Annotated in this window: 29 protein-coding genes; 4 read left to right on the top strand and 25 right to left on the bottom strand. The window is 68.5% G+C overall.

The features are described from left to right. Nucleotides 1–64: 64 nt before the first annotated feature. The 22 genes from ACZ3II_RS03190 to ACZ3II_RS03295 all read right to left on the bottom strand — a co-directional run bounded on the left by ACZ3II_RS03190 (nt 65) and on the right by ACZ3II_RS03295 (nt 17,983). The gene (locus ACZ3II_RS03190; protein ID WP_465515968.1) at nt 65–1,156 is read right to left on the bottom strand and encodes an EscU/YscU/HrcU family type III secretion system export apparatus switch protein; all 1,092 of its coding nucleotides are present in this window, start codon (nt 1,154–1,156) and stop codon (nt 65–67) included. A 26-nt stretch (nt 1,157–1,182) separates the two neighbouring features. Continuing rightward, a complete protein-coding gene (gene fliR, locus ACZ3II_RS03195) occupies nt 1,183–1,947 on the bottom strand; it encodes a flagellar biosynthetic protein FliR (RefSeq protein WP_465515969.1) in 765 nt (254 codons plus the stop codon). Nucleotides 1,948–1,951: 4 nt separating this feature from the next. Next, nucleotides 1,952–2,716: a flagellar type III secretion system pore protein FliP gene (fliP, locus tag ACZ3II_RS03200; RefSeq protein ID WP_465515970.1), complete on the bottom strand. Its 765-nt coding sequence runs from the start codon at nt 2,714–2,716 to the stop codon at nt 1,952–1,954. Between the two features lie 2 nt (nt 2,717–2,718). Beyond that, on the bottom strand, nt 2,719–3,147 hold the full coding sequence (locus ACZ3II_RS03205; RefSeq protein ID WP_465515971.1) for a FliO/MopB family protein: 429 nt from the start codon (nt 3,145–3,147) through the stop codon (nt 2,719–2,721). A 5-nt stretch (nt 3,148–3,152) separates the two neighbouring features. Further along, nucleotides 3,153–3,908, bottom strand: a complete 756-nt coding sequence (gene fliN / locus ACZ3II_RS03210) for a flagellar motor switch protein FliN (RefSeq protein ID WP_465515972.1) — start codon at nt 3,906–3,908, stop codon at nt 3,153–3,155. Further along, nucleotides 3,905–4,855 carry a flagellar motor switch protein FliM gene (locus ACZ3II_RS03215; protein WP_465515973.1) on the bottom strand — a complete coding sequence of 317 codons (951 nt, stop codon included), beginning with the start codon at nt 4,853–4,855 and terminating at the stop codon, nt 3,905–3,907. The genes fliN and ACZ3II_RS03215 overlap by 4 nt, the downstream gene beginning before the upstream one ends. Before the next feature lie 110 nt (nt 4,856–4,965). Next, entirely contained in the window at nt 4,966–5,424 is a 459-nt protein-coding gene (locus ACZ3II_RS03220) for a flagellar basal body-associated FliL family protein (RefSeq protein ID WP_465515974.1), read from the bottom strand. A 20-nt stretch (nt 5,425–5,444) separates the two neighbouring features. Next, nucleotides 5,445–6,452: a flagellar motor protein MotB gene (locus ACZ3II_RS03225; protein ID WP_465515975.1), complete on the bottom strand. Its 1,008-nt coding sequence runs from the start codon at nt 6,450–6,452 to the stop codon at nt 5,445–5,447. 5 nt (nt 6,453–6,457) lie between these two features. After that, on the bottom strand, nt 6,458–7,249 hold the full coding sequence (locus ACZ3II_RS03230) for a motility protein A (RefSeq protein ID WP_465515976.1): 792 nt from the start codon (nt 7,247–7,249) through the stop codon (nt 6,458–6,460). Between the two features lies 1 nt (nt 7,250). Further along, nucleotides 7,251–7,535 (bottom strand): flagellar FlbD family protein, encoded by a 285-nt coding sequence (locus ACZ3II_RS03235; RefSeq protein WP_465515977.1) that lies wholly within the window; start codon nt 7,533–7,535, stop codon nt 7,251–7,253. A gap of 220 nt (nt 7,536–7,755) precedes the next feature. Next, nucleotides 7,756–9,072: a flagellar hook protein FlgE gene (locus ACZ3II_RS03240; RefSeq protein WP_465515978.1), complete on the bottom strand. Its 1,317-nt coding sequence runs from the start codon at nt 9,070–9,072 to the stop codon at nt 7,756–7,758. Between the two features lie 17 nt (nt 9,073–9,089). After that, nucleotides 9,090–9,539 carry a flagellar hook assembly protein FlgD gene (locus tag ACZ3II_RS03245; RefSeq protein WP_465515979.1) on the bottom strand — a complete coding sequence of 150 codons (450 nt, stop codon included), beginning with the start codon at nt 9,537–9,539 and terminating at the stop codon, nt 9,090–9,092. Between the two features lie 225 nt (nt 9,540–9,764). Next, a complete protein-coding gene (locus ACZ3II_RS03250) occupies nt 9,765–10,253 on the bottom strand; it encodes a hypothetical protein (RefSeq protein ID WP_465515980.1) in 489 nt (162 codons plus the stop codon). Nucleotides 10,254–10,260: 7 nt separating this feature from the next. Then, nucleotides 10,261–10,623 carry a response regulator gene (locus ACZ3II_RS03255; RefSeq protein ID WP_465515981.1) on the bottom strand — a complete coding sequence of 121 codons (363 nt, stop codon included), beginning with the start codon at nt 10,621–10,623 and terminating at the stop codon, nt 10,261–10,263. Continuing rightward, a complete protein-coding gene (locus tag ACZ3II_RS03260; RefSeq protein ID WP_465515982.1) occupies nt 10,620–11,105 on the bottom strand; it encodes a chemotaxis protein CheX in 486 nt (161 codons plus the stop codon). Before ACZ3II_RS03260 ends, ACZ3II_RS03255 begins: the two co-directional genes overlap by 4 nt. Further along, nucleotides 11,102–11,488 carry a response regulator gene (locus tag ACZ3II_RS03265; RefSeq protein WP_173476755.1) on the bottom strand — a complete coding sequence of 129 codons (387 nt, stop codon included), beginning with the start codon at nt 11,486–11,488 and terminating at the stop codon, nt 11,102–11,104. Before ACZ3II_RS03265 ends, ACZ3II_RS03260 begins: the two co-directional genes overlap by 4 nt. 5 nt (nt 11,489–11,493) lie before the next feature. Then, nucleotides 11,494–12,339, bottom strand: a complete 846-nt coding sequence (locus ACZ3II_RS03270) for a CheR family methyltransferase (protein ID WP_465515983.1) — start codon at nt 12,337–12,339, stop codon at nt 11,494–11,496. Further along, nucleotides 12,336–13,505 (bottom strand): protein-glutamate methylesterase/protein-glutamine glutaminase, encoded by a 1,170-nt coding sequence (locus ACZ3II_RS03275; protein ID WP_465515984.1) that lies wholly within the window; start codon nt 13,503–13,505, stop codon nt 12,336–12,338. Before ACZ3II_RS03275 ends, ACZ3II_RS03270 begins: the two co-directional genes overlap by 4 nt. A gap of 13 nt (nt 13,506–13,518) precedes the next feature. Further along, entirely contained in the window at nt 13,519–14,391 is an 873-nt protein-coding gene (locus ACZ3II_RS03280) for a hypothetical protein (RefSeq protein WP_465515985.1), read from the bottom strand. Further along, the gene (locus tag ACZ3II_RS03285) at nt 14,391–14,828 is read right to left on the bottom strand and encodes a chemotaxis protein CheW (RefSeq protein ID WP_465515986.1); all 438 of its coding nucleotides are present in this window, start codon (nt 14,826–14,828) and stop codon (nt 14,391–14,393) included. Before ACZ3II_RS03285 ends, ACZ3II_RS03280 begins: the two co-directional genes overlap by 1 nt. Nucleotide 14,829: 1 nt before the next feature. Continuing rightward, on the bottom strand, nt 14,830–17,196 hold the full coding sequence (locus ACZ3II_RS03290) for a chemotaxis protein CheA (protein ID WP_465515987.1): 2,367 nt from the start codon (nt 17,194–17,196) through the stop codon (nt 14,830–14,832). A gap of 88 nt (nt 17,197–17,284) precedes the next feature. Continuing rightward, nucleotides 17,285–17,983, bottom strand: coding sequence for a response regulator transcription factor (locus tag ACZ3II_RS03295; protein WP_465515988.1), 699 nt, complete (start codon nt 17,981–17,983; stop codon nt 17,285–17,287). A gap of 385 nt (nt 17,984–18,368) precedes the next feature. Here ACZ3II_RS03295 and ACZ3II_RS03300 point away from each other — a divergent pair, with 385 nt between their 5' ends. Further along, nucleotides 18,369–18,974, top strand: coding sequence for a CAP domain-containing protein (locus tag ACZ3II_RS03300; protein ID WP_465515989.1), 606 nt, complete (start codon nt 18,369–18,371; stop codon nt 18,972–18,974). 53 nt (nt 18,975–19,027) lie between these two features. Here the strand turns inward: ACZ3II_RS03300 and ACZ3II_RS03305 are convergent, their stop codons facing one another. Next, nucleotides 19,028–20,104 carry a UDP-N-acetylmuramate dehydrogenase gene (locus ACZ3II_RS03305; RefSeq protein ID WP_465515990.1) on the bottom strand — a complete coding sequence of 359 codons (1,077 nt, stop codon included), beginning with the start codon at nt 20,102–20,104 and terminating at the stop codon, nt 19,028–19,030. A 32-nt stretch (nt 20,105–20,136) separates the two neighbouring features. Here ACZ3II_RS03305 and ACZ3II_RS03310 point away from each other — a divergent pair, with 32 nt between their 5' ends. The 3 genes from ACZ3II_RS03310 to ACZ3II_RS03320 all read left to right on the top strand — a co-directional run bounded on the left by ACZ3II_RS03310 (nt 20,137) and on the right by ACZ3II_RS03320 (nt 23,393). Next, entirely contained in the window at nt 20,137–20,898 is a 762-nt protein-coding gene (locus ACZ3II_RS03310; protein ID WP_465515991.1) for a maleylpyruvate isomerase family mycothiol-dependent enzyme, read from the top strand. Between the two features lie 87 nt (nt 20,899–20,985). Beyond that, nucleotides 20,986–22,374: a GH1 family beta-glucosidase gene (locus tag ACZ3II_RS03315; protein ID WP_465515992.1), complete on the top strand. Its 1,389-nt coding sequence runs from the start codon at nt 20,986–20,988 to the stop codon at nt 22,372–22,374. Nucleotides 22,375–22,379: 5 nt separating this feature from the next. Next, nucleotides 22,380–23,393, top strand: coding sequence for a LacI family DNA-binding transcriptional regulator (locus tag ACZ3II_RS03320; RefSeq protein ID WP_465515993.1), 1,014 nt, complete (start codon nt 22,380–22,382; stop codon nt 23,391–23,393). A 551-nt stretch (nt 23,394–23,944) separates the two neighbouring features. Here ACZ3II_RS03320 and ACZ3II_RS03325 read toward each other — a convergent pair. Next, a complete protein-coding gene (locus tag ACZ3II_RS03325; protein WP_465515994.1) occupies nt 23,945–24,460 on the bottom strand; it encodes an O-acetyl-ADP-ribose deacetylase in 516 nt (171 codons plus the stop codon). A gap of 107 nt (nt 24,461–24,567) precedes the next feature. Beyond that, nucleotides 24,568–25,368: an EI24 domain-containing protein gene (locus ACZ3II_RS03330; RefSeq protein ID WP_465515995.1), complete on the bottom strand. Its 801-nt coding sequence runs from the start codon at nt 25,366–25,368 to the stop codon at nt 24,568–24,570. Nucleotides 25,369–25,407: the final 39 nt, after the last annotated feature.

A 25,407-nucleotide genomic window follows, 5' to 3' on the forward strand; every position in this document is an offset into this window, starting at 1 on the left:
ACCGCCACGCACCGATCTTCCCTGCTCTTGCACCAGCTTGTGAGGAAATCTCTGTATTTGGTGGTTATGCCGCTACTGAGGTCGGGTTCGGGTTCCGGTGCAAACCAGCCGCCGCACCACGTGCCTTCAGACTCATCACGAACGCCAGCACCCTCGCCACCGCGCCGAAGAACTCCGCCGGGATCTCCTGGCCGATGTCGCAGTCCTTGTTCAGGGCCCGGGCCAGCGGCACGTCCTGCACCATCGGGATCCGCTTCTCGGTGGCGATGTCCCGGATCTTCGCGGCGACCGGGCCCTTGCCCTTCGCCACCACCCGCGGCGCGCCCTTCTCCGGCTCGTACCGCAGCGCCACCGCGACGTGCACCGGGTTCACCACCACCACGTCGGCGGTGGGCACGTCGGCCATCATCCGGTTCCGGGCCATGGCCTGCTGCTTGGCCCGGATGTGGGCCTTGACGTGCGGGTCGCCCTCGGTGTTCTTGTACTCCTGCTTGACCTCCTCCTTGGTCATCCGCAGCTGTTTCTTGGTCCGCCGGCGCACCACGAAGTAGTCGGCGGCGGCCATCACGATGCCGGCCGCCGCGGCGGCCTGGAGGAGCTGGATCGCGGCGTCGTTGATGACCGCGACCAGGGTGGCCAACGGCAACCGCCCGGCGGTCATCAGCACCGGCACGATGTCCTGCATCGTCAGGTACAGCACGATCGCCAGCACCGTCGTCTTGATCAGGGCCTTGGCGCCCTCCCAGAGCGCCTGCCCGCCGAACATGCGCTTGATCCCGGTGAACGGGTTGAGCCGGTTGAACTTCGGGATGAACAGCTTGGTCGCGACCCGGATGCCGCCCTGCGACCCGGCCGCCACGATGCCGACCGCCATCATGGTCAGCGCCAGCGGCAGGACCGTCCAGGCGGCGCTCATCAGCGCGTCCTTGAAGATGCCGAGGGTCTTGCCGGGATCCGGGTTCTGGATGGTGTCCGGGATCTTCTCCACCAGCTCCTGGGCGCGCTCCATCGCCTTACCCAGGGTGCGGGGCAGCATGATGCTGGCGGCGAGCATGCCGACCCAGGCACCGAGGTCCTGACTCCGCCCGATCTGGCCCTCCTGCTTGGCCTTCTTCAGTTTTTGGGCTGTGGGTTCCTCGGTCTTCTCGCCGGACACGTCTCACCTCCTCATCTCCGCGGGACTCACCCGCCGCCGAGTCGCACCACCACGGTGACCGCCTTGTCGACGAGCGTGTCGAGGATCCCCGGCAGCTGCGAGATCGCGATCGCGGAGAGGGTGACGACCAGGAAGATCTTGATCGGGAAACCGAGCTGGAAGGCGTTGAGCGCGGGCGCGACCCGGTTCAGCAGGCCCAGGGCCACGTCGGCCAGGAAGAGCACCGCCATCAGCGGCCCGGCGATCTGGATCGCCGCGAGGAACATCTCGCCGATGCCCTTGAGCAGCAGCCGGCTGAACGTCTCCATGTCGAACGTGGCGTTCAGCGGCAGGGTACGGAAGCTCTGCAGGAAGCCCCGGATGATCAGCTGGTGCCCGTCGCTGGCGAACAGCAGGGTGAGAGCCACCAGGTTGTAGTACCGGCCGAAGATCGAGCTGCTGCTCTGCGAGAACGGGTCGTACGTCGAGGCCAGCGTGAAGCCGCTGGCGAGGTCGAGCAGGTCGCCTGCCGCCTGGAGGGCCGCGAACAGCAGGGCGGTGAGGAAGCCGAGCCCGGCGCCGATGAGCACCTGGAGAGCGGCCGTGAAGATCAGGTCCTTGGTCTCCAGCGACGGGACGGTCTGCCGCAGGTACGGCGCCATCGGCAGGGTCAGCCCGACCGAAAGCAGAGCCTTCACCTGCGCCGGGATGAACCGGGAACTCAACGGCGGGCAGAGCATCATCCAGGCGCCGGTCCGTACCGCTCCCAGCATGACCGCCAGGAACTCCGCGGTGGCGACCTCGAAATTCATCGTCTCAGTACGAGCCGACCAGTGCCGTGATGATCAGGGCCCACCCGTTGACCAGCACGAACAGCAGCAGTTTGAAGGGCAGCGCCACGGTCACCGGCGGCAGCATCATCATGCCCAGCGACATCAGCGAGGCGGACACCACCAGGTCGATGATCAGGAACGGGATGAAGATGACGAACCCGATGATGAACGCGGCCCGCAGCTCGGAGAGCACGAACGCCGGAATCAGCGTGGTGAGCGGGACCGCCTGGATGTTGGCCGGTTTCTTCTGGCCGGACACCTTGGTCAGCAGCGCGACCTCGTCGGGGCGGGTCGCCCCGTACATGAACTCGCGGAGCGGCTCGACCCCGTCCTTGAACGCCTGGGACTGTGTCTTGTCGCCCTTGAGATAGGGCTGCACGCCCTGTTCGTTGATGGCCGAGACGGTCGGTCCCATGATGAACATGCTCAGGAACAGCGCCAGGCCGGCGAGCACCTGGTTGGGCGGCATGCTGGTCAGGCCGAGCGCGTTGCGGGTGATCCCGAGGACCATGAAGACCTTGGTGAAACAGGTGCAGAGCAGCAGTAGGGCCGGCGCCACCGACATCAGGGTCAGGCCCAGGACGATCACCAGGGACGAGGCCGGGCGGCTGCCGTCCGGGTTCGTCCCGTTGATCTGGATGTCGATGCTGGGCGGTGACGGGGTCGGCGCGGGCGCCGCCGAGGCGATGCCCGGCAGCAGGATGAGGGTCGCCACCAGCATCAGCAGCGGGATCGCGCGCCGCGTCATGTCTACCGCCTCGTCGTCCGGTCGCGCAGCGCCTCGAGCGCCGTGGTCCAGGTCCGCGGCGAGAGCAGCGAGCCGTCCAGCCGCCCGCCGAGGCTCATCGGGTGCCGGTCCGGCAGCTTGGGGTGCGCGTGCAGGCCGTCCGACTCCACCTCCATCTCGTCACGGTGCTCGTCCGGCTCGGTCTCGAAGGGTTCGAGGTCGGTCTCGGTGAGGATGCTGACCTGCTGTTCGGTGATGCCGACCACCAGCGCGCGATCGGCGACCCGGATCACCGCCACCGCCGAGCCGCGGCTGAGCTGCTGACGTCCGAGCACCGCGAGCATGCCGTCGCGGCGGCTGGTGTACGGCCGGCGTACGGCCTTGGCCAGCAGCCACATCAGGAACAGGACGATCAGCAGCGCCAGGGCGACCCGGAAGGTGAGCGAGATCAAGACCGTTACTCCACGCCCGGCGAGACGATCTCGGTGATCCGGATGCCGAAGTTCTCGTCGACCACGACCACTTCGCCGCGGGCGATCAGCCGGCCGTTGACCAGCAGATCGGCCGGACTGCCGGCGGCCCGGTCCAGCTCGACGATCGCGCCGGGGGTGAGCGAGAGCAGCTCGCGCACACTCATCCGGGTCCGGCCCAGTTCGGCGGAGACCTCCATCTCGACGTCGTGCAGCATGTCCAGACCACCCCGTCCGCCGCCGCCGGCCCGGGCCGGCGCCGCCCGCTGGGCCACGCTCACCGCTCCGGCGTCCTCACCGGGCCACTGGCTGAGGGCCAGGCCGATCACCGCACGGATCTCGAGTTCGTCGCGCAGCGGCACCGCGACGGCGCCCTCCTTCGTGGCGAGCGCGCTGAGCGCCACCCCGGGCTCCATCAGCTGACCGGGGTCGAGGACCACCGGCCCGAACACCCGGGCCGCCGCCTCCAGGGCCGGCCGGACCGCCGCGGTCAGGTCGAGCTCGCCGAGCGGGCTCTCCTTCAGGGCATCCGCGAGATCCTGGCCGACCACCACGACGACCTCGCCGGAGGCAGCGCCGGTGAACCTCGCCGTGATCGCCTGACCCTCGATCACCGTCCCCGCGTCCGGTATCACCGGGTCGGCAGCCACCAGGGCACGGCTGGTGGGCAGAACGGCCAGCGCGGCCTCGGCGGCGTTCCTGGCGAGCGCGAGCTGAGGCGCGGTCATGGTGGGCGCTGTCATGGGCGGCCAGACTCCTTGGACGGGCTCTCGTTGGGCGACGGCACGACGAGACATGCGAGCCGGGCGCCCTGGTTACCGGGAACTGCGTGAGCGAAGACGATGTCGTTGACGGTCACCTCGAGCGGCCGGCTGGTCGGATGTCCCAGCGGGACGACGTCACCGGGGCGCAGATCCACGATGTCATCGGTACGCATCCGAATGGGCTGGAATCGCACTGCTACGTCGATCGGAGCGGCGGAAAGTCCGGCGGTCAGGTTCCGCAGGGAGGTGTCCTTCTCGAGCCGCTCGGCGGCGCTCAGGACGACCGCCTCGGTCCGCGACAGCACCGGCAGGATGGTGTTGAACGGCAGGCAGATGGTGGCGATGCACTCCTCCGCGCCGATCTTCGTCTCGAACGACGCCACCACCACCGCGTCGCCGGGCGCGTGAGCGCGCAGGAACTGCGCGTTGTACTCGATCTCCTTCAGCTTCGGCGTCAGGTCGACCATGCTCTCGAAGCCGTAGCGCAGTTCGCCCAGCATCCGTTCGATGAGACCGCGCAGCAACGGCATCTCGACCTCGGTCAGCGGACGCTCCGGCTGGGTGCCGCCGGGCCCGCCGAGCATGTGGTCGATCGCGGTCATCACCGCCGACTGGGCGATCTCCAGCAGGACCGTGCCGGGCAGCGGGTCGAGGGTGACCACGGCGATGATCGTCGGGTTGGCGAGCGCGGCGACGTACTCGTCGTAGTTCAGCTGCTCGATGGAGATCAGGGAGACGTTGCTGACCACCCGGAGGCGGGTGGTGAACAGCGTGCCGCAACTGCGCGCGTACGACTCGAAGACCATCTGCAACGTACGGACGTGTTCGCGGGACAGCTTGATGGGACGCCGGAAGTCGTACGCGGTCGGGCCCCCGCCTTGGCCACGACGCGAGATCCTGCCGGGGGAACGTTGAGCGGTGGTCACGTCGTCCTCATCGGCTCGGTTACCGATCCGCTGAGCCGTGGCGGCGTTTTCATCCAGTTCTCATGCCGATGGGCGGGTCTCCCTGGGGAGACCCGCCCGGTGTGGCGGTCTTACTGGGTCACGAACGAGGTGTAGTAGATGTCCATGACCTCTTTGACGTCGTCGTGGGTGTAGGTCTCGATCAGCTTGGCCAGCAGCTCTTCCTTGACCTTGGCGCGGCCCTCGGCGGTGGAGAGCTCGGCGACCGTGCGGCCGGTGTAGGCGTCGATCACCAGCTGGTAGGCCTCGTTCAGGTCGATCGCGTGGTCACCCGACTCCTCGGTCTGCTGGATGGCGAAGCCCAGCTTCAGGTAGTGCCCCTCGGCCAGGTTCACCGTGATGGTGTTCTCGGCGGCGGTCACGATGCCCTTGACCGGCTTCTCCTCGGCGGCGTCGGCGGAGTTGCCGCTCATCATGAAGAACGCGCCGGCTCCACCGCCACCCACGAGCACCAGCGCCAGGGCGATGATGATCATGAGCATCTTGTTCGACTTCTTCGGCGCCTCGGCAACCGTGGTCTCGTCAGCCATCAGAACTCCCCCAGTTCAGATCAGTTGTGGTTGGTGGTGGTGCTGGCGGTGCTGGTCTTGGCGGTCTCGGCGGCGACCTCGGCCTGGTGCTCTGCCGTGGTCTGGCCGGTGTGCAGCTTGCCGTCGGCGCCGGCCGCGGAGGGCAGCAGCGCTGCCTGGTCAGCCGAGAGCATGGTCAGGATGACGACGTCCACCCGGCGGTTCATCGAGATGGAGCGCGGGTCCTTCGGGTCGATCAGCGGCTTGGTGTCGGAGAAACCGACCGCGCTGAGCCGCTTCTTCGGGATGTCGTGGTCGGTGAAGAACCGGACCGTGGTCGAGGCGCGGGCGGCGGAGAGTTCCCAACCGCTCGGGTAGTACGTGGTGCGGGCCTTGAGCTGGTTGGTGTGGCCGTCCACCTCGATGCTGTTCGGCAGCTTCGCCAGGGTGGGTGAGATCGCGTTCAGGATCTTCTCGCCGCCCTTCTGAAGCTCGGCGCGGTTGCCGGCGAAGACCACCTCGTTGGTGACGATGGTGACCACCAGGCCGCGCTGGTCGATGGTGAACTTCGCGCTGCCGAGCAGCTTCTGTGCGGCCAGCGCGTCGGCGAGCTTGCGCTCGATGGCCTTGAGGTTCTCGGCCTCCTTGGCCGCCTCTTCCGCGTTGGCCGAGGCCTTCTTGCGGTCCTCGGCCTTGATGGCCCGCTCGACCGCTTCCTTCTGCTTCTGGTTCAGGCCCTCCGTGCCGGAGGACCCGTCACCCGGGTTGGAGCCCGGGTCGATCTGCACGATCTGTGCGGTGTTCGCGGCGCCGTCCAGCGGGGCAGAGTTCCCGCTGAACGCCGCGCTCTTGGAGCCGAAGCCGGCGGACAGGCCTTGTGCCAGCTGCGCGAACTTCTTCTGGTTCACGTCACTCATCGAGAAGAGCACCACGAAGAGCACGAAGAGCAGGGTCATCATGTCGGCGTACGACACGAGCCAGCGCTCGTGGTTGGCGTGCTCCTCGTGTTCTTCGTGCTTCTGCTTACGCTTGCCGCCGCCGGAGCTCATCTAGGTCAGGCCGCCTTCTTGCTCGAGGCCGCAGCTTCGGCCTTCTTCATCTCGTCCGGGGGAAGCAGGCTGCGGAGCTTCTGGGCGACCAGACGCGGGTTCGAGCCGGCCTGGATGGCCAGGACACCGTCGATCACGAGCTCCATCTCCTCGGCCTCGATCGCGCTGAGGCGAGCCAGGCGGGCGCCCATCGGCAGCAGGATCATGTTGGCGCTGAGAACACCCCAGAGGGTGGCGCAGAACGCCGCGGCGATCGAGTGGCCCAGCGTCTCGGGCTTGTCCAGGTTCTCCATGACCAGGACCAGACCCATGACCGTGCCGATGATGCCGATCGTCGGGGCGTAACCACCCCAGGACTCGAAGAACTTGACGCCGGCCTTGTCGGCCTTCTTCTTGGCGGCGACCTCGGCGTGCAGGATGTCGTGCAGCTCGTCCGGGTCGGTGCCGTCGATGGCGAGCTGCAGACCCCGCTTGAGGAAGGGGTGCTCGACCGTCTTGACCGCGTCCTCGAGAGCCAGCAGACCCTCACGGCGGGCCCGCTCGGCCAGCTTCACGACGCTGTCGAGCAGCTCGGCCGCCGGCGTGACCTTGTTGGTGAAGCCCTTCTTGAGCTGCGCGCCGAAGGCCTTCGTGTCCTTCATGACGCCACCCGCCATGGCGGCGGCGAAGCCACCACCGAAGACCAGGAGCATCGACGGCCACAACATGATGGAGGCGGGTGAACCGCCCTCGACCAACTGGACGGTGAAGACGATGGCCAGTCCGAGAACTACACCAATGATGCTAGCGAGGTCCATCTCAGCGTCCGTTCCGGTGCAGCGGGAGCACCTTGGCGTCGAGGTCGTCAGAGGAAGAGGGCACTGCGGTGGAGTCCACGGGCTGGGTCTCCATCCGGCTCGCTTGGGCGATGAGCGAGGCGCGGTAGTGACGCACCGAGTCGATGAATTCGGGTACCGACTCGGCGATGACGTACTTGGTGCCGTCCACCAGGGTGACGACCGTGTCGGGCGTGCAGTCCACACGCTCGACCAGGTCCGGGTTCAGTGCGAACACGGCGCCATTGATGCGAGTTACGAGGATCAAGACTGTTCCGTCCTTGGGTCGTCCTTGGCTGGTGTCGGGCCCTCCGTGGCCCTTCGCCTATCAGTTCGGCTCGACCTCGGTTGCCGATGAGATCGAACCGGTCGCTATCCGGGTGCGGGCTGCGGCGCTTCCGCGCACACCTCTCCCACCTCTCACACAGCGGCGGCCGGGGTGGGCCGGAGCCCGCCCCGGCCGCCGGCCGAGATTTGACGCTGTACTACTAGCGCTTCAGGTTGACGAGCTCCTGGAGGATCTCGTCCGAGGTCGTAATGATCTTGGAGTTCGCCTGGAAGCCCCGCTGGGCGACGACCAGGTTGGTGAACTCCTGGGCGAGGTCGACGTTCGACATCTCCAGCGCGCCGGAGATGACCTGACCCATGCCCGCACTGCCGGGTTCGCCGACCTGGGCGTACCCGGAGTTGACCGTCGTGCGGTACTGCGAGTTCCCGACCTTCTCCAGGCCGGCCACGTTCTTGAAGGTCGCCATGGCGACCTGGCCCAGCGTCTGCTTCATCCCGTTGCTGTAGACACCGATGATCTCGCCGGAGTCCGACACGGTGTACGACAGCGACGTGAGCGCGCCGGCCGTCTGGCCGTCGACGTTGAAGACGCGGGCATCGGTGAGACCCGAGTACATCGTCAGGTCCTTCATGTTGATCTTGATGCCGGGATCGTCGGGCCCGTTGGTCTTGGCGGCACGGAAAATCATGTTGCCGTCGGCGTCCAGGGTGCCGGCATCCGGAATCTCCTTCGGCTGGATCTCCGGCTTGCCGTCCTTCATTTCGAGCGTCATGTCCTCCTCGGTGCCGTTGACACGGACGTTTTTGGTGGCGTCCTTGGGGTCATAGGTCTCGTAGAGGTTGATGGTCCATTCCGTTTCCGGGGTCGGATCAAGGCTGCGCTCATAGACGGCAGTGACGGTGCGGGCGGCACCCTTGTCGTCATAGATCTTGACCGGGATCGTGACCGTGTCCTTGATGGCCAGCGGATCCGCGGGGAGATCGCTGGTCAGGTTGCCCTTGAGGGTGATCTGCGAAGTCTCCTTGGGCGGCATTGTCGCGCCGAGGGGCATCTTGATGTCGCTCGGCTGGACGCCGGAGTTGACGTTGCCGGCGGCGTCCGCGGTCCAGCCCTGCACCGGCTCACCGGTGGCGGTGGCGAGCACCCCGTTGGCGTCGAAGAAGAACGAACCGGCCCGGGTGTAGAGCTGCTCGTTGCCGCTGCGGGTGATGAAGAATCCGTCACCCTGGATCATCATGTCGCCGGACTTGCCGGTGGTCTGCGCCGATCCCTGGCTGAAGTTCGACGTGATGCCGGCGACACGCACACCGAGGCCGACCTGGGCCGGGTTGGTGCCGGCCTGTCCGTCCTGCGGCGAGCCGCCCGCGCCCATCATCTGGCTGAGGGTGTCGTTGAACTGCACCTGCGAAGTCTTGTAACCCGTGGTGTTGACGTTCGCGATGTTGTTACCGGTGACGTCGATCATCTTCTGGTGGGCGTTGAGCCCGCTGATACCGGAGTAAAGAGAACGCAGCATTTACTAATCCTTCGACACTAAGAGGGAGACGTTGTTCCGCCGGTCTTGGAATCGTTGGCGACTTCCGTGACCTTGGACAGCTGAACATCCGTGTTCCCGACTCGGAGCGTCGGTTCGCTGTCTCCGTTGAGCTTCGCCGCACTGATCACGCCGGTCTGCATCACACCGGTCTCGTCCATGTACGTGACAGTTTTCCCGACCAGAGAACTGGCGCCGATCATCCGCTGCGACTGCAGCATGCCGATCATGTCTTCCAGCTTCTCCACCTGCGTGAACTGGGCGGTCTGCGCCAGGAACGCGGTCGAGTCGGCGGGCTTCGTGGGATCTTGGTACTTCAGCTGCGCGACAAGGAGCTTCATGAACGTGTCCTTGTCACCCAGCGATTTGCTCTTGGCCTCGGCGGCCTTCGCCGCCGCCACTGCCTTGGCAGGATCGGCGCCGGTCGGTCCGGACATCGGTGAGGTCATCGAACTCTCTCCTGTCCCGTATCAGGCTCACCCTAAGCTTCGGCCCGTCCCCCGATTTGCTTAGACGGTTGGGCTTATTCGCGACGGTGCGGATGCAGCGGCTCGCCTCAAGCCGGACACAGCTCAAGGTAGGTCGCGAACAAGCCCAAAAATTTGCGGGCCCACCATCAGGCGGGCCCGCAACAACAAGATCTTCAATTTTGTACGCCTAAAGGATCAGGATTTTCACGGTGCCATCGACACGCTGAGCTTGCCCTTGCCGTACCGGTTGACCTCGACCGAGAGGTCGAGCCGCCGGCCGAGCGCGAGCAGGACAGCCCGGGCGTCGCCCGGCAGCTCCTGGTTCGGGTAGATCACCTGGTACAGCTTCACGTGCGGCGCGCCCTCCCGGTTGAGGAGGCTGGTGAACACGTTGCACAGCTCGAAGACGTTCTCCGCCAGGTTCGGGAAGAGCTGCTTCTCGTCGATGCTGTCCTCGGCGGCGCCGGCGGGCAGCAGGCCGAGCGCCGCTCCCGCGTTCGCCGCGAGGCTGAGCGTCATGCCCATCACCGCGTAGATCTTCTGTCCGCTGTCCGTGAAGATCGCGGTCGTCGACAGCGGCACCTCGGGTGCGCTGATCGGGTCACCAGGGCTGACGGTCACCTCTCGACCCAGAAGGTCCTCGAAAAGGTTGCGTACGGCTAGAGAGCCGGGAAGAACCGAGACGTCTGACATGTCTTAATCATCCCAAAATAGGAGCGAACACTTCATCGAATCGCTCAGCGGTGAAGGGTTTGACGATGAAGAACGCGGACCCGGACGCTTCGGCGGCCGTCTTCATCTCCGGAGTGCACTCCGAGGTCACGAAGCCGAACTTGACGTTGTTGCCGGCCGCACGGAGCTGCCGCAGCACCTCGATACCGGTCAGATGCGGCATGTTCCAGTCGGAGATGACCAGATCGGGCTTCTCCGCAACGGCCTTGTCCAGGGCTTCCTTGCCGTCCGCCGCCTCGATCAGGTCGTGATCTCCGAAACCCGCCTGCCGCAAAGTCCGGACGACGATCTGCCGCATCACCCGGCTGTCATCGGCGATGAGGATCTTCATGCACCCTCCTCCTTGTTGTCGGTGCTGCTCTGCCACATCGATATGGACACCGGTTCGCCTTCCCACATCCCGTACACCCCGCTGATCCGCTGGGCATTCGGGAACCGCGCCGAAGCCTCCGGCGCGAGATTCACTTGCGGGAGCGACAACTGCGCCCCCGGCGGCAACATCGCCTTGACGTTGCCACCGACGATGTTGGCCAGTTCGCCGAGCGTGTCGGACATGTCCTCCTCACTCACTTCCTCAAGCTCCATGGCGAGGAAGGCGGCCGCGGCGCGCTGGGCGGCGGCACGGGAGGACGCGTACACGACATGCCCGCTCCAGGACCCGGTGATCGAAACCGAGGAGTGCACCTCGGAAGGCTGGTTCTCGTCGTACGTGGGAATCAGCGGACTGACCCCCTCGGGATCCAGGTACGACTCCCATACCTGTTCCACCATCTCGGCGAGGTCGCTCTCGTCGACCTCGACTTCGACACTCATGAGTTCGCTCCGGTCGGGACGAGGCCCAGAAGGGCCAGCTTTTCGATCATGGCGCCTTCGGTGAAGGGCTTGATCACGTATTCGTGAGCGCCCGCGGCGAGCGCCCGTACGATCTGGCTCTGTTCGCTCTCGGTGGTGACCATCACGAGGGTCATCTCCCGCAACCGGGGATCCGCCCGCACCTTGGTGACGAACTCGAGCCCGTTCATGTTGGGCATGTTCCAGTCGATGAGGGCCAGTTCCGGCACCTCCGTCATGTCCGCGAGAAGGTCCATCGCCTCCTTGCCGTCCCCCGCCTCCACCGCCTCGAAGTTGAGCTTCGTGACGATGCGCTTGAGGATCATGCGCATCGCGCGCGAATCGTCGATCACCATGGCGCGCATCGGCGTCATCCCCTTCTCGCGGCGCCGGCGGGCGCCGCAGTGCGAGTCCGGTAGGCGGAGGTGCGGCCGGCGGCCACCCGCTCGTAGTTGTCGTCGATCCCGATCGTGGTCTCGGCCGCACCGAGGAAGAGCAGGCCGTCCGGGCGCAGGATCTTGGCAGCGTTCTGCAGCACCTGACGCTTGGTGGCCACATCGAAGTAGATGAGGACGTTCCGCAGGAAGATCACGTCGAACGGCTGCATCGGTGGGAAGGGGGCGGTGAGGCTCATGTGCTTGAACGAGACGTTCTTGCGCAGCGCCGGGATCACCTGCCAGTGCGCGCCGGCCCGCTGGAAGTACTGCACCAGCTGGGTGGCGGCCAGGCCACGGTTCACCTCCACCTGGCTGTACTCGGCCTTCTGCGCCCGCTCGACCATCGCGGTGGAGATGTCGGTGCCGACGATCTCGTACGACCACCCGGCGGGCAGCGTCTCCTGCAGCGTGATGGCCAGGCTGTACGCCTCCTGCCCGCTGGAGCTGGCCGCCGACCAGAAACGCAGTTTCCGTACGCTCGCCCGGGACTTGATCAGCTCGGGCAGCACCACGTCGGTGAGCGCGGAAAACGGCTCCCGGTCCCGGAAGAAGGATGTCTCGTTGGTGGTCAGCGCGTCGATGATCTTCCGCTGGTGCTGCGGGTTCGGGCGCTTCTGCAGGTCCCCGATGAACTCGTTGACGTTGGCCGCGCCGACCGCCCGGGCGACCGGGATGAGCCGGGCCTCGACCAGGTACTCCTTGCCCGGCGCGAGAACGATGGACGCCTCCCGGCGCACCAGGTTGGAGACGAAGGTGAACTCCGCCGCGGACAGGGTCATCGGGCCACCGCCGGTGACCGCCCCGCCCGGACGCGGTTGAGCAGGGCCCCCGCGATCTTGTCCAGCGGCAGCACCTCGTCGGCCAGGCCGGCGCTCACCACCGCACCGGGCATGCCCCAGACCACCGAGGTCGCCTCGTCCTGGGCCAGCACCTCAGCCCCCGCGTCTCGTAGCACCTTGGCACCACTCCGTCCGTCTTGTCCCATTCCGGTGAGAATGGTCGCGAAGCATGACCCGCCGTACAGCGCCGCCACCGACCGGAACATCACATCCACGGCCGGGCGGCACGAGTTCTCCTGCGGCCCGTTGTTGAGCTGCGTCATGGTCGCCGTCCCGCGGCGCTGGAAGACCAGGTGACGGTCCCCCGGCGCGATGTAGACGGTGCCGGGCGTGAGCTCCATGCCCTCGCCGGCCTCCACCACCTTCAGCGCGGTGCTGCGGTCCAGGCGCTCGGCGAACATCTTGGTGAACACCGGCGGCATGTGCTGCGTGATCACGATCGGGACGGGCAGGTCCGCGGGCAGCCCCAGCAGCACCTTCGTCAGCGCGTCCGGGCCACCCGTGGACGAGCCGATCGCCAGGATGTCGATCTTCCCGCCGGAGCTGCGCTTGACCGCGGGCCGGGTCGGAGCCGGTCCACCGGTGGGCGGGCGGCCCAGGGCTCCGGGCGCTCCGGGCGGGCCACCGGGACGCAGCGGCGCGGTGCCGGGACGCAGGCCGGCGGCGGGGGCCGGCGGGCGACCGGGTGGGGCGGCCGGCGGGCGGCGGCGGCCACCCAGGGCCTGGATCTTGGGTACGAGCTGCTCCCGTACCGCCATCATCGACTCCTGGACCGAGCCGACGTTGCTCGGCTTGGTCACGTAGTCGGTGGCGCCCGCGGAGAGCGCCTCCAGAGTCGCGGTGGCCCCGGCTGCGGAGAGCGTGCTGAACATGATCACCGGGGTGTTGTGCCGCTTGCGCAGCTCCCGTACCGCCTCGATGCCGTCCATCTGCGGCATCTCGATGTCCATCGTGATCACGTCGGGCTTGAGCTGATCGATCTTCGCCTGGGCGAGCAGACCGTTGGCTGCGGTGCCGACCACCTGAATGCCCGGCGCCTCCCCGAGAGCGTCGACGATCAGCCGACGGACCACAACGGAATCGTCGACGACGAGAACCGAGATCATTCGACCACTCCCTTCAACCGAGCCAGGCCGGACCGAGCGCGGCGACGACCGGTGCGAGCAGCCGGTGCGCCGTTGCGGTGTCCAGCAGATCGCGGACCACGAGCGCCTGAACGGCGCCGCTGAGCATGTTCCAGACCCCGCCGGCCCGGTCGGCCAGCGGAATGCCGGCCGTGTCCACCGCCTGCACCAGCAGCATCTGCGCTGCGGCTGCGGTCCGGACCCGATCCGAGAGGTACGCCGCCCATGACGCCGAATGCACGGCGGGCGACCATCCGGCGGTGTTGCGCCGGGCGTCGTCGGCGGCGGTCGAGACCCGTTGCCGGTCCTCGGGCCGTAGCGTGCGGAGCCGGTCGAGCAGCGCCGACACCGTGTAGTGGTGCGGGCCCATGTCGATCGGGGCGCCGGCCGGCAGTTTCCGCACCGCCGACACCCACCCGGCGCCGAGCCCGCGCCGGACGTCGTCGTCGAGCACCTCCCGGAGGTAACTGGCGACCGCGGCGTCACAGAGCAGCGCCGTCGCGGCGGCCGCCTCGTCGCTCTGCCGGGCGTCCCGGCCGGCGCCCTCCCAGGTCCACGACATCACGTCGTAGCGCAGGCAGGTGAGCAGTGAGTCCACCGATCCGATCGGCGCGCGTTCGACGAGGGCGAGGTTCCCGGCCGGGTCGTCCTTCGACATGCCCTTGAGCGACGGCATCCGGCGGGCGGCGCTCTCCACCTCGACCCAGAGCGGGCCCCGGACGTTCTCGTCCGGGAGCCGCTCGGCGAGCACCGGCAGGTCCCCGCTCTTCAGCCGCAGAGCGCGCAACAGGACCTCGGCCGCGGCCGGCCCGCCCTCCAGGCGGGTCAGGTCGAAGCCCAGAACGGGGGCGCTGACCAGGCTGTACATCAGATGGTGGCGCGGTAGGTGTCGACGGCCTGATTGACGTCGAGAGCCAGCATCAACCGCCCGTCCAGCTTGAACGTGCCCACCACCAGTTCCCGGGTGGGCCCGCTCAGCGTGTCCGGCGGCGGTTCGAACGTGTCGTCGTCGAGATCGACCACCTCGCCGATCTTGTCGACGAGCAGGGACACCGGCTCCCCGTCACCACGCAGGATGACGTTCATGACCGGGCCCTGGAGGGCCTGCCGGGCCAGGCCGAGCTGGACCCGCAGGTCCACCGCGGCGATCACCTGACCGCGCAGGTTGAACAGGCCACCGACGGCGGGCGGGGCGAGCGGCACCGGGGTGTACTCGTTGTACGAGAGCACCTCCTGCACCGTGTGCACCTCGACGCCGAACAGCTGCCCGTCCACCTCGAAGGTGGCGAACTGACGACTCGTCATGTCAGACCTCCACCATCATGTCGTCCATGGAGTCGCTGTAGAAGTTCGGATCGGCGGCGAGGATGGCCCGGCGCACGTCCAGCAGTTCGGTCACCCGCTGCTGGATCACCGCGGTGCCGACCAGGCCGTCCTCCTCCGCGTCGCGGCGGGCGGTGGTCGAGTTCTCGGCGATGTCGACGATCCGGTCCACGACCAGCGCCACGCTCTTGCCGCCCTCGCTGTAGACGACCACCGACACGGTGTCGCCCTCGAGTTCCTCGCCGTACGCCCCGAGCAGGTGCGACAGGCGCACCAGCGGCAGGATCTGGCCCCGGTACTGGACCACCTCGCGGGAGCCGGCGTGCTCGATCCGGTCGCGCGGGAACTCCTCCAGCCGCGTGACGGTGTCCAGCGGGATCGCCACCCGGCGCTCGCCGACCGCGGTGACCAGCAGGCGCTCGGTGCCACCGCCGGCGGCGCCGCGCTTGTCGGCGACGGTCTCCCGCTCCGAGTCGACGGCCAGGTGCGACCGGCGGGCCAGCGAGGACACGTCCAGGATCAGGCCCACCTTGCCGTCACCGAGGATGGTGGCCCCGGCGTACAGGCCGATGTCCTTGAATCTGGTGTTGAGGGCCTTGACCACGACTTCTTCGGTGTTCAGCACCCGGTCCACGACCAGACCGAACCGTCTGCCGTCGGCCTGCAGCACCATGATGTAGACGCCCTGGTCACCGCCGACCTCCAGACCGAGGGCACGATCGAGGCGTACGAGCGGGAGCAGCTTGCCGCGCAGCCGGTAGACGGGCGCGCCCGAGGCGTACTCGACCTTCGTGGTGTTGCCGTCGATGAAGACCAGCTCGAGCACCGCGACCTGCGGCACCACGTACCGCTGGTCGGCGCAGTCGACGGTGAGCGCCTGGATGATGGCCAGCGTCAGCGGGATGGTGAGCCGCCAGACGGTGCCCTCGCCGGGCGTCGAGTCGACGCTGACCGCGCCGCCGATGTTCTCGATGTTGGTCTTGACGACGTCCATGCCGACGCCGCGGCCGGAGACGTTGGTGACCTTCGCGGCGGTGGAGAAGCCGGGCTGGAAGACCATCGCCATGATGTCGCGCTTGTCCATGTTCGGGATCTGTTCCGCGCGGAGCAGGCCGTTCTCCACGGCCTTCTGCGCGATCCGCTCCACGTTCAGGCCGGCGCCGTCGTCGGCGACCTCGACCGCCACGTGCCCACCCTCGTGGTACGCGCGGAGCGTCAGCGTGCCCTCCGGCCCCTTGCCGTTGGCGACGCGCCGCTCCGGGTCCTCGATGCCGTGGTCCACCGCGTTGCGCACGAGGTGGGTCAGCGGGTCCTTGACCGCTTCGAGCAGGCTCCGGTCGAGTTCGGTCTCCTTGCCCTCCATCACCAGCTGGACCTGCTTGCCGAGCGAGTTGCTCAGGTCCCGGACGACTCGGGGCAGCTTGGACCAGATGTGCTCGATGGGCTGCATCCGGGTCTTCATGATGCCCTCTTGCAGCTCACTGGTGATCATGCCGAGCCGCTGGGCGCTGCGGACCAGACCGGAGTCACCGATCTCCATCACGCCACGGACCAGCTGGTTCCGGGCCAGCACCAGCTCGCCGACCATGTTCATCAGAGTGTCGAGCAGGTCGACGTCGACACGGATCGCGCTGTCCGCGATGCTCCGCTTCGGCGCCTGCTGCTGCAATGCCTCGTTGACCGCGGCCGGCTGGGTCTTGCCCTCCTCCAGCAGGATCGTGCCGAGCTTGCGCTCGTCGCCCTCGATCTGCTGTTGCAGCGCCGAGCTGACGTCGGTCGGCTGGGCCGCGCCGGCGTCGACCAGGATCTGGCCGAGCGGCTGGCGCTGGTCGGCGACCGGCTCGGGCGCCGGGCGGATCGCTGCGGCATCCTGCTCGACACTGACCGGGGCCTCCGCCTCGTCGGCCGGCGCGTCCTCGGCGGGAGCGGCGGCAGCAGCCGGGGCGGCGGGCGCGCCGTCCGTCGGCGCGTTCATCTGCGCCTGGATCTTGACGATCATGCTCTCGATGTCGACCTCGGCCTCCGACCCGTTCTCCTCGATCGAGGAGAGGATGGACCGGACGCCGTCGATGCAGAGCAGCAGGACGGTGATGGTCTCCGGGGTGACCGGCTGCACGCCGTCACGGAGGCGGGAGAGCAGCGACTCACCGGCGTGCGCGAGCTTCTCCAGCCGGGAGAACGCCAGGAACCCGCTGGTGCCCTTGATCGTGTGGATCGCCCGGAAGATGCGGGAGATCAGGTCACGCGAGTCCGGTTCCTGCTCGAGGCTGACGAGGTCCCGGTCGATCTGGTCCAGGTTCTCGTGGCTCTCCATGAGGAATTCGCCGACGATCTCGCCAAGGTCTTCCACGACTTACCTACCTCCTGCTCGGCTTCACTGCCCTCATCGACCCACGGGGACGCCAACTGAGAAGACTCGCCCGGTAACGCCCTCGGAATCAGGACTCTCCGCCCGGGCGGCGGTAGCGATAGCCGAACCCGCGCACCGACTCGATCGGTGAGTCGTCCGGGTCGGACCAGCCGAGTTTGCGCCGCAGCCGCAGCACCGCGAACTTGACCCGTTCCTGGCCGATGCCGGTCGGGTCGTCCCAGGCCTGGGTCAGCAGCTGGTTCGGCGAGAGCACCGCGCCGGCATGTCGTACCAGCGCGTTGAGCAGGCGGAACTCGGTAGGGGTGAGGCGCTTCTCGTCACCCTTGACGTAGACCCGGCGCTTGGTCGGGTCGAGGTGCACGAGGCCGTCGTCGTAGACCTGGCTGGCCCAGCTGTTCTGCCCCGCGGACGAGCGGCGCAGCAGCGCCTCGACCCGGGCCAGCAGTTCGTTGTTGGCGAACGGCTTGGTCAGGTAGTCGTCGGCGCCGCCCCGCAGGCCGCGCACCTTCTCCGCCTCCTGGCCGTGCGCGGTGAGGACCAGCACCGGGACGTCCGAGACGTCACGCAGGCGCTCCAGCACCTGCCAGCCGTCCATCTCCGGCAGGCCGACGTCGAGCACCACCAGATCCGGGTGCTCCGCGTACGCCTCCTTCAGCCCGGACCGGCCGTCGGCGGCGTGCGCCACCTCGTATCCGGCCCGGCTGAACAGCAGCCGGAGGGCGAGTGCGATGTCCGGGTCGTCCTCGACCACGAGAAGGCGACTCATCGTTTGCTCACCCTGCTCCCCACCCGCGCCCGCACCCGTCTCCGGGCGCGAACCGTCCGCGGCACACGAACCTGGCACCGCCCGCGCAACCGCGAGCGGGAGAAAAAAGTCCTCAAGCGCAAACACACCATAGCGTGATGTGACCGCCTATTTACGGACAGTGACAGTCTAGCGCCGGTCGGGATGGTCCGAGCCGGTCCGCGAGGATCCGCCCGAGCAGCCTCGACACAAGCCGCGCACCGGCTCGATCGAGATATCCCTACAGCCTGACATTTCCCGTACGGCTTATCGCCCGTTCCGCGAAAGATGTGACACGCCGCGAGCTTCGGGGTGCGATAGCCGTGACGGGGCGATCCGCGCCCCGTTTCCGCTATCGGGAGGCCCCGTGTTCGACCTGGTGGTCCGAGTCGCCGCACCTGCGCTGTTCGCCCTGTCCGCGCACGGGCCGGCCGTCCCGCCACGGCCCCAGAGCACTCCGCCCCCGGCCGTCACGTCCGGCCCCGCCGCAGCCGTTCCGGCGCCGGTTCCCCGTACCCCCGCAAGCAGTGTGCCCACCGCAACCGCCGCACCAGCCGTCACGCTGCCGCCCACCCCCGCCCTGGTCCGGGCCCGCACCACGATGGCGCAGGTCGTCCGGCTCACCAACAGCGAACGGCTGGAGGCCGGCTGTCCCGCCCTGTCAGTCGACGACGACCTGGTCACCGCGTCCCAGCGGCAGAGTTCCTACATGGCCCGGACCAGGCTGTTCAGTCATGTGTGGCGGGACGGCTCGACGTTCGTGGAACGCAGCCGGGACGCCGGTTACCGGCAGCCGGCCGGGGAGAACATCGCCTGGGGGTACCGCAGCGCGCCCGAGGTGGTGCGGGCCTGGATGGCCAGCCCGGGCCACCGCAAGAACATCCTCAACTGCCGGGCCCGGTCGATGGGGGCCGGCGTGGCCTTCGCCGCCGACGGCACTCCTTATTACACCCAGGTCTTCGGCTGGAACTGAGATCCGGTGTGTTGATTTCGGCCGCTATACGCGCCCGAAATCAACACACCGGATCAGATCGCGCAGTTGATCAGGACCGGCTCGGGGTGCAGCTCGACGCCGAACCGGGCCCGGACGCCGTCGCGGATGGTCCGCGCCAGGTCGAGCAGGGCCATGGTGGTGCCGGTCCCCCGGTTGGTCAGGGCGAGGGTGTGCTTGCCGGAGATCGCCACCCCGGCGCCGGCGAAGCCCTTCGGGAAGCCCGCGTTCTCGATCAGCCAGGCCGCCGGGATCTTCACCGTGCCGTCCGCGGCCGGCCAGTGCGGCATCCCGCCCGGCGTCGTCTCCGTCAGTGTGGCGAACGACGCCGCAGGCACCACCGGGTTGGTGAAGAACGAACCCACCGACCAGGTGTCCCGGTCCTCCGGGTCGAGCACCATGCCCTTGCCCGCCCGCAGTTTCAGCACGGTGTCCCGGGCCTGGCGCAGCGGCACCCGGTCGCCGGCCTCGGCGCCCACCGAGCGGGCCAGTTCGGCGTACCGGATCGGGGCCGACTCCCCGGACCGGGCCAGCCGGAAGTCGACGGCGGTGACCAGGTAGCGGTCGTTGTGCTTGAAGACGCTCGACCGGTAACCGAAGCCGCACTCGTCCGGCGTCATCACCAGGATCTCGTCGGCCTGCCGGTCGTAGGCGTGCACCGCCGCGATGGTGTGCGCGACCTCCTGGCCGTACGCCCCGACGTTCTGGATCGGGGTGGCCCCGGCCGCGCCCGGAATCCCGGACAGGCACTCGAGCCCGGACCAGCCGTTGGCGACGGTGTGCGCGACGAAGTCGTCCCACGGCTCCCCCGCCGCGACCCGGACCAGCACACCGGAGCCGTCCTCGGCGACCGCCTCGATCCCGCGGGTGCGCAGCAGCAGCACCTCGCCGTCGAACCCGTCGTCACCGATCACCACGTTGCTCCCGCCGGCCAGGACCAGCAACGGGCGCCCCGCTGAGGTGGCCGAACGCACCGCCGCGACCGCCTCGTCCGTATGGACCGCGGTGGTCACCGTGCCGGCCGGGCCGCCAAGGCGTAGCGTCGTGTAAGCCGCCAGGGAAGTGTCACTCACGACGCTCACCCTAAGCTGACACTTCAGGGGGTTTTTCACCGGCGGTCCGGCCGAGCGGGGAGACGACTGCGATGAACAGGTTGCACGCGACGAAGGATTTCTGGCTGGCGGCACTGCGCGCCGACGGCCCGGCGCTCTATGACGCCGTCGCCGAGACGGGTCCCGGCACCGCCGTCCCGTCCTGCCAGGACTGGACCGTGGCCGACCTCGCGCACCATGTGACCACGGTGCTGCACTGGGTGCGCGCCACGGTGACCCGCGGGGTCACCGAGCGGCCCGCCGCCGGCGGCGACCTCCCGCGGTACGAGGACTGGACCGAGGCGCTGGACCACCTGCGGCGCGAGATCACCGGCACGATCGAGACCCTGGAAGCGCTGGACCCCGACTTCCCGGCGTGGAACTGGGCGCCCCAGCCGAAGCGGGCGAACTTCTGGCACCGCCGGACGGCCCACGAGATCTCGGTGCACCGGTGGGACGCCGAGTCGGCCGCCGGGCGGGCCACCCCGATCGAGACGAAGCTGGCCACCGACGGGGTCGGCGAGGTCCTGGACACCTGGCTGCCGGCCGGCAAGCGGCAGGGTCCCACCGATCTGCACGGCGTCGTCCACCTGGTCGCGGCGGATGCCGGGCAGGAATGGTTCGTCCGCCTGCGCGGCGAGGGGATCGCGCTGCTGGACACCGGCACGATCCTGGACAGCGACGATCATCACGCCCGGGCGAAGGCCACCGGCAGCGCCAGCGATCTGCAATTGGCTCTGATGGGGCGCAAAAGGCCGGACCAACTCGCCCTGACCGGTGATCCCCGCCTCTTCCAAGCACTACGGACCGGCTGAAGTTAATCCGCCATCTCGTTGTCACGGGCCGGTCAAGCCGTAAGATGAACCGGTTAAGTTCAGCGGATCATCAGAAGCGGAGAAGACATGACGGCAACCGTCACGTCCACGTCGGCGCAGCCGGCCCCCGCGGGGATCACCTTCCCCGACGGCTTCGTCTGGGGCGCGGCAACGGCCTCATACCAGATCGAGGGCGCCGCGCGGGAGGACGGCCGCGGCCCGTCCATCTGGGACACCTTCAGCCGTACGCCGGGAAAGGTCTTCGCCGGTCACACCGGGGACATCGCCTGCGACCACTACCACCGGTACGCCGACGACGTCGCCCTGATGGCCGACCTCGGTCTGGCGTCGTACCGCTTCTCGATCGCCTGGCCGCGGGTCCGCCCCGACGGCACCGGGCCGGTCAACCCGAAGGGTCTCGACTTCTACGACCGGCTCACCGACGAGCTGCTCGGCAAGGGCATCGACCCGGTCGTCACCCTCTACCACTGGGACCTGCCGCAGACCCTCGAGGACCGCGGCGGCTGGACCAACCGGGAGACCGCCGAAGCGTTCGCGGACTACGCCGCCGTCGTCTTCGGCCGCCTCGGTGACCGCGTCGGCACCTGGACCACCCTGAACGAGCCGTGGTGCTCCGCCTACCTCGGGTACGGCAACGGCATCCACGCGCCCGGCCGTCAGGAACCCGCCAACGCCCTCGTCGCCGCGCACCACCTCAACCTGGCACACGGCCTCGCCGCCCGCGCCCTGCGCTCGGCCGGCGCCCGAAACATCAGCATCACGCTGAACCCGTGCGTGGTCTCCCCGCTCGACGCGGAGAACCCGGACGACGTGGCCGCCGCCCGGCTCATCGACGGCGTCGCCAACCGGATCTTCTTCGACCCGCTGCTCAAGGGCGAGTACGCCACCGACGTGCTGGAGCACATCGCCCGCGTCACCGGCGACGCCTCCTTCATCAAGGACGGCGACACGGAGATCATCCACCAGCCGCTCGACGTGCTCGGGATCAACTACTACACCCCGGCGTACGTGGAGGCGGTGCCCGGACACCGCGGCGCGCTCGACTACCCCGGCAGCGACGGCATCGCCTTCCGCCGGCTCCCCGCCCCCGTCACCGACATGGGCTGGCCGATCGAACCGGCCGCGCTGACCCGGCTCCTCACCCGCATCCACCGGGACTACCCCGGCACCGCGCTGATGATCACCGAGAACGGCGCCGCGTACCCCGAGGGCCTCCACGACCTGCCGCGCATCGAGTACATCGACGGCCACCTGCGCGCCTGCCACGACGCCCTGGCGGCCGGTGTGGATCTGCGGGGATACTTCGCATGGTCCCTGATGGACAACTTTGAATGGGCCGAAGGCTACGCGAAGCGTTTCGGTATGGTGCACGTCGACTACACCACGCAGCAGCGCGTGCTCAAGGACAGCGCCAAGTGGTACCGCGAGGTGATCCGCCGCAACGGGTTGGAGTAAAAGCTTTGACGACGCGGGAACGGCCGACTCTGGAAGCAGTCGCTCGACGGGCCGGGGTCTCCCGGGCGACGGTGTCCCGCGTCGTCAACGGCTCCACCACGGTCGCGGCCGCCATCCGCGAAGCAGTCAACCGGGCCGTCGAGGAACTCGGCTATGTGCCGAACCAGGCGGCCCGGAGCCTGGTCACCCGGCAGACCGACTCGATCGCGCTGATCCTGCCGGAAACCGCCAACCGGGTCTTCTCCGACGACCTGTTCTTCCCCGCGATCATCCGCGGCGTCGGCTCCGAACTCGAAGCCGCCGACAAACAACTCGTCCTGATGATGGCCGGCTCCGCCGCCGGCTACCACCGGGTCGAACGGTACGCCGTCGCCGGTCACGTCGACGGCGTCATGTTCGCCTCCATCCACGGCGCCGACCCGCTGCCCGGCCTGCTCGCCCGGCGCGGCATCCCGGTGATCTGCAGCGGCCGGCCGATGAACGACGACCCGCCCGTCCCGTACGTCGACGTCGACCACGCCGGCGGCGTCGCCGCGGCCATCCGCCACCTGATCTCCTCCGGTCGCCGGCGGATCGCCACCATCGCCGGGCCGCCCGACATGGTGGCCGGGCTGGAACGCCGCACCGGCTACCGCGACACCCTCGCCGCGCACGGGCTGCCCGAGATCGTCGCCACCGGCGACTTCACCCGCGACTCCGGCGTCACCGCGATGCGTGACCTCCTCGAGCGCGCGCCCTCCCTGGACGCCGTCTTCGCCGCCTCGGACCTGATGGCGCACGGGGCGCTGCAGGCGCTGCGGGAGGCGGGGCGGCGGGTGCCGGAGGACGTGGCGGTGATCGGCTTCGACGACTTCGACATCAGCCGGTACAGCGAGCCACCGCTGACGACGGTCCGCCAGCCGATCGGCGAGGCAGGCCGCACGATGGCCCGCCAGATGCTCCGCCTGATCTCGGGCGATCCCGACGTCGAGCCGGCCATCATCCTCCCCACCGAGCTGATCATCCGTACCTCTGCCTGATCCCTTTCGGTCTCCCGGCCAAGCCCGCTTCCGCCATGCCGACTCCACCCGTGCCGCGCCGGGCCCGTTACCGCCCGAGACACGCGTCAGACCAGCGGGTGCCGGGCGTGCCGACCCTCCTCGGCGCGATCTTGGGCGATGGGTATCGGGTCGGATGTTCTTGCTGTTCACGCCCGCGTCTGGGATCGCTGGCGCAGGCATGCATGTGGCGATCTTGAGCAATGCGGCACCAGGACGACCGGCCGCCAGCCGGCGATCTTGCGCGAGAGACAACGCCGCCTCCCGCCCAAGATCGGCAGCGCCGGCGATCTTGGGCGGGACACACCGGTTTCCCGGAACCGGAGGAACAAGTTCGAGCAGCATTGCGATCTTGGGCTCCCGGCTCCGGCACTGGGCTCCCAAGATCGGACGCGAGGTGACTTTCGCGAAGCGATACGGCCTTGACTGCCCTGAAGGCTTGACCGGCCAACCCTGGGCCGGCTGGCCATCTCAACCCGCAACGACGGCGGAGAAGGGTGCGCGCCGTGGATCACCCCAGCCGCTCCGGTGCTTCAGGACTGGTCAGCGACTGTGCGGGCGATGGCGGCGGTTTCGGCGCCGAAGAGAACGAGGGTTGCGGTACGAATGTGCACCGGTTCGGCGGAGCGCAGCACCGTCAGCGCCTGCCGGACCGCGTCGTCGGCCGGCCACCGGTAGATCCCGGCCGAGATCAGTGGGAACGCCACCGATTCGGCGCCGAGTTCGTCGGCGATCCGTAGGGAGTTCGCATAGCAGGACCGCAGGAGTTCGGAACGGTCCTCGGTCGCGCTGTGGACCGGCCCGACCGTGTGCACGACCCAACGTGCCGGCAACCGGCCCGCGGTCGTCGCGACGGCTTGCCCGGTCGGGAGCCCTCGACCGTACCTCGAAGCCCGCAACATACGCGTCTCCGCCAGGATCTCCGGGCCGCCCTTGCGGTGGATCGCACCGTCCACCCCACCGCCACCGAGCAGCGACGAGTTCGCCGCGTTGACGATCACGTCGACGTGCTGCTGCGTGATGTCGCCCTCGATCAGCTCGATCTCCACGCCGGGACCCTACCGTTCCGGCGCCGTCACCTTCCCACCTATTTCTCCCGCTTCTACCCGCAACGACTACGGCAGGGCCCGTAGGCGTGGGCCATCGGGAGGGCGGATTACAGGGAGGCGGTGGTGGTGATCTCGATGGGGCGGCCGAGGGACCGGCGGGCGAGCAGGGTGGCCCCGGCGATCGCGGCGGGCATCAGGAAGACCGCGCCGAGCGGGATCAGGAATGTTGCGAAGACGATGGAGCCGAAGCCCAGGGCCAGTGGCCGGTTGCGGCCGAGGGCCGCGCGACGGTGACGCAGGCGCTGGCCACGGCGCTGGAACGGGACTCCGGTCAGTTCCAGGGCGAGCAGCCAGCCACCGATGGCCCCGGCCAGCACCGGGATCACGGTCTGGCCGACGAACGGGATCAGGCCGAGCAGGAAGAGCGGGATGCCGACCAGGATGGAGACGCCGACCAGCTTCAACGAGTCGGCCACGCTGCGGCGCAGGGAACGCCAGAAGCCGACGTCGACGGCGTCGGGTACGCCGCCGAACCGGTCCTCGACGAGTTCCGAGATCTTCTCGTAGAACGGGTCGCCGATCACCAGGGTGACCGCGGTGAAGGTGAGTACGGCGAGAAGCACGCCGGAGCCGAGCACGGTGATGCCGCCGAACACCCGCATCGTTCCGCGGGCCCAGCCGGACCAGTCGTCGGCGAACCAGGTGACCAGTGCGGACAGGTCCGGCAGGTAGCGGATCAGCATCACCAGCGCGACGGTGTAGAGGATGCCGGAGACCAGCGCCGGGATCAGTCCGATCAGGAGCAGCCGCGGGTTGCGCAGCACCAGGGCGAGGCCACGGCCGAGCAGCGCGGCCCCGTTGACGAACTCACGAAACGCCGTCACCGGCCGGCTCTGATCACCACTCACGTTTCGGGAGCTTAGAGCGTGGCCGCCACGGCACTCGGC

Source organism: Actinoplanes sp. NPDC019969, from assembly GCF_055562375.1.

Coding starts and splice junctions, on each gene's coding strand:
- ACZ3II_RS03250 (WP_465515980.1), bottom strand. CDS start 10,253: ATGTCAGACGTCTCGGTTCTTCCCGGCTCTCTAGCCGTACGCAACCTT.
- ACZ3II_RS03315 (WP_465515992.1), top strand. CDS start 20,986: ATGACGGCAACCGTCACGTCCACGTCGGCGCAGCCGGCCCCCGCGGGG.
- ACZ3II_RS03220 (WP_465515974.1), bottom strand. CDS start 5,424: ATGGCTGACGAGACCACGGTTGCCGAGGCGCCGAAGAAGTCGAACAAG.
- fliP (WP_465515970.1), bottom strand. CDS start 2,716: ATGACGCGGCGCGCGATCCCGCTGCTGATGCTGGTGGCGACCCTCATC.
- ACZ3II_RS03270 (WP_465515983.1), bottom strand. CDS start 12,339: ATGACCCTGTCCGCGGCGGAGTTCACCTTCGTCTCCAACCTGGTGCGC.
- ACZ3II_RS03260 (WP_465515982.1), bottom strand. CDS start 11,105: ATGAGTGTCGAAGTCGAGGTCGACGAGAGCGACCTCGCCGAGATGGTG.
- ACZ3II_RS03265 (WP_173476755.1), bottom strand. CDS start 11,488: ATGCGCGCCATGGTGATCGACGATTCGCGCGCGATGCGCATGATCCTC.
- ACZ3II_RS03240 (WP_465515978.1), bottom strand. CDS start 9,072: ATGCTGCGTTCTCTTTACTCCGGTATCAGCGGGCTCAACGCCCACCAG.
- ACZ3II_RS03255 (WP_465515981.1), bottom strand. CDS start 10,623: ATGAAGATCCTCATCGCCGATGACAGCCGGGTGATGCGGCAGATCGTC.
- ACZ3II_RS03285 (WP_465515986.1), bottom strand. CDS start 14,828: ATGACGAGTCGTCAGTTCGCCACCTTCGAGGTGGACGGGCAGCTGTTC.
- ACZ3II_RS03225 (WP_465515975.1), bottom strand. CDS start 6,452: ATGAGCTCCGGCGGCGGCAAGCGTAAGCAGAAGCACGAAGAACACGAG.
- ACZ3II_RS03295 (WP_465515988.1), bottom strand. CDS start 17,983: ATGAGTCGCCTTCTCGTGGTCGAGGACGACCCGGACATCGCACTCGCC.
- ACZ3II_RS03245 (WP_465515979.1), bottom strand. CDS start 9,539: ATGACCTCACCGATGTCCGGACCGACCGGCGCCGATCCTGCCAAGGCA.
- ACZ3II_RS03280 (WP_465515985.1), bottom strand. CDS start 14,391: ATGTACAGCCTGGTCAGCGCCCCCGTTCTGGGCTTCGACCTGACCCGC.
- ACZ3II_RS03310 (WP_465515991.1), top strand. CDS start 20,137: ATGAACAGGTTGCACGCGACGAAGGATTTCTGGCTGGCGGCACTGCGC.
- fliR (WP_465515969.1), bottom strand. CDS start 1,947: ATGAATTTCGAGGTCGCCACCGCGGAGTTCCTGGCGGTCATGCTGGGA.
- fliN (WP_465515972.1), bottom strand. CDS start 3,908: ATGACAGCGCCCACCATGACCGCGCCTCAGCTCGCGCTCGCCAGGAAC.
- ACZ3II_RS03275 (WP_465515984.1), bottom strand. CDS start 13,505: ATGATCTCGGTTCTCGTCGTCGACGATTCCGTTGTGGTCCGTCGGCTG.
- ACZ3II_RS03230 (WP_465515976.1), bottom strand. CDS start 7,249: ATGGACCTCGCTAGCATCATTGGTGTAGTTCTCGGACTGGCCATCGTC.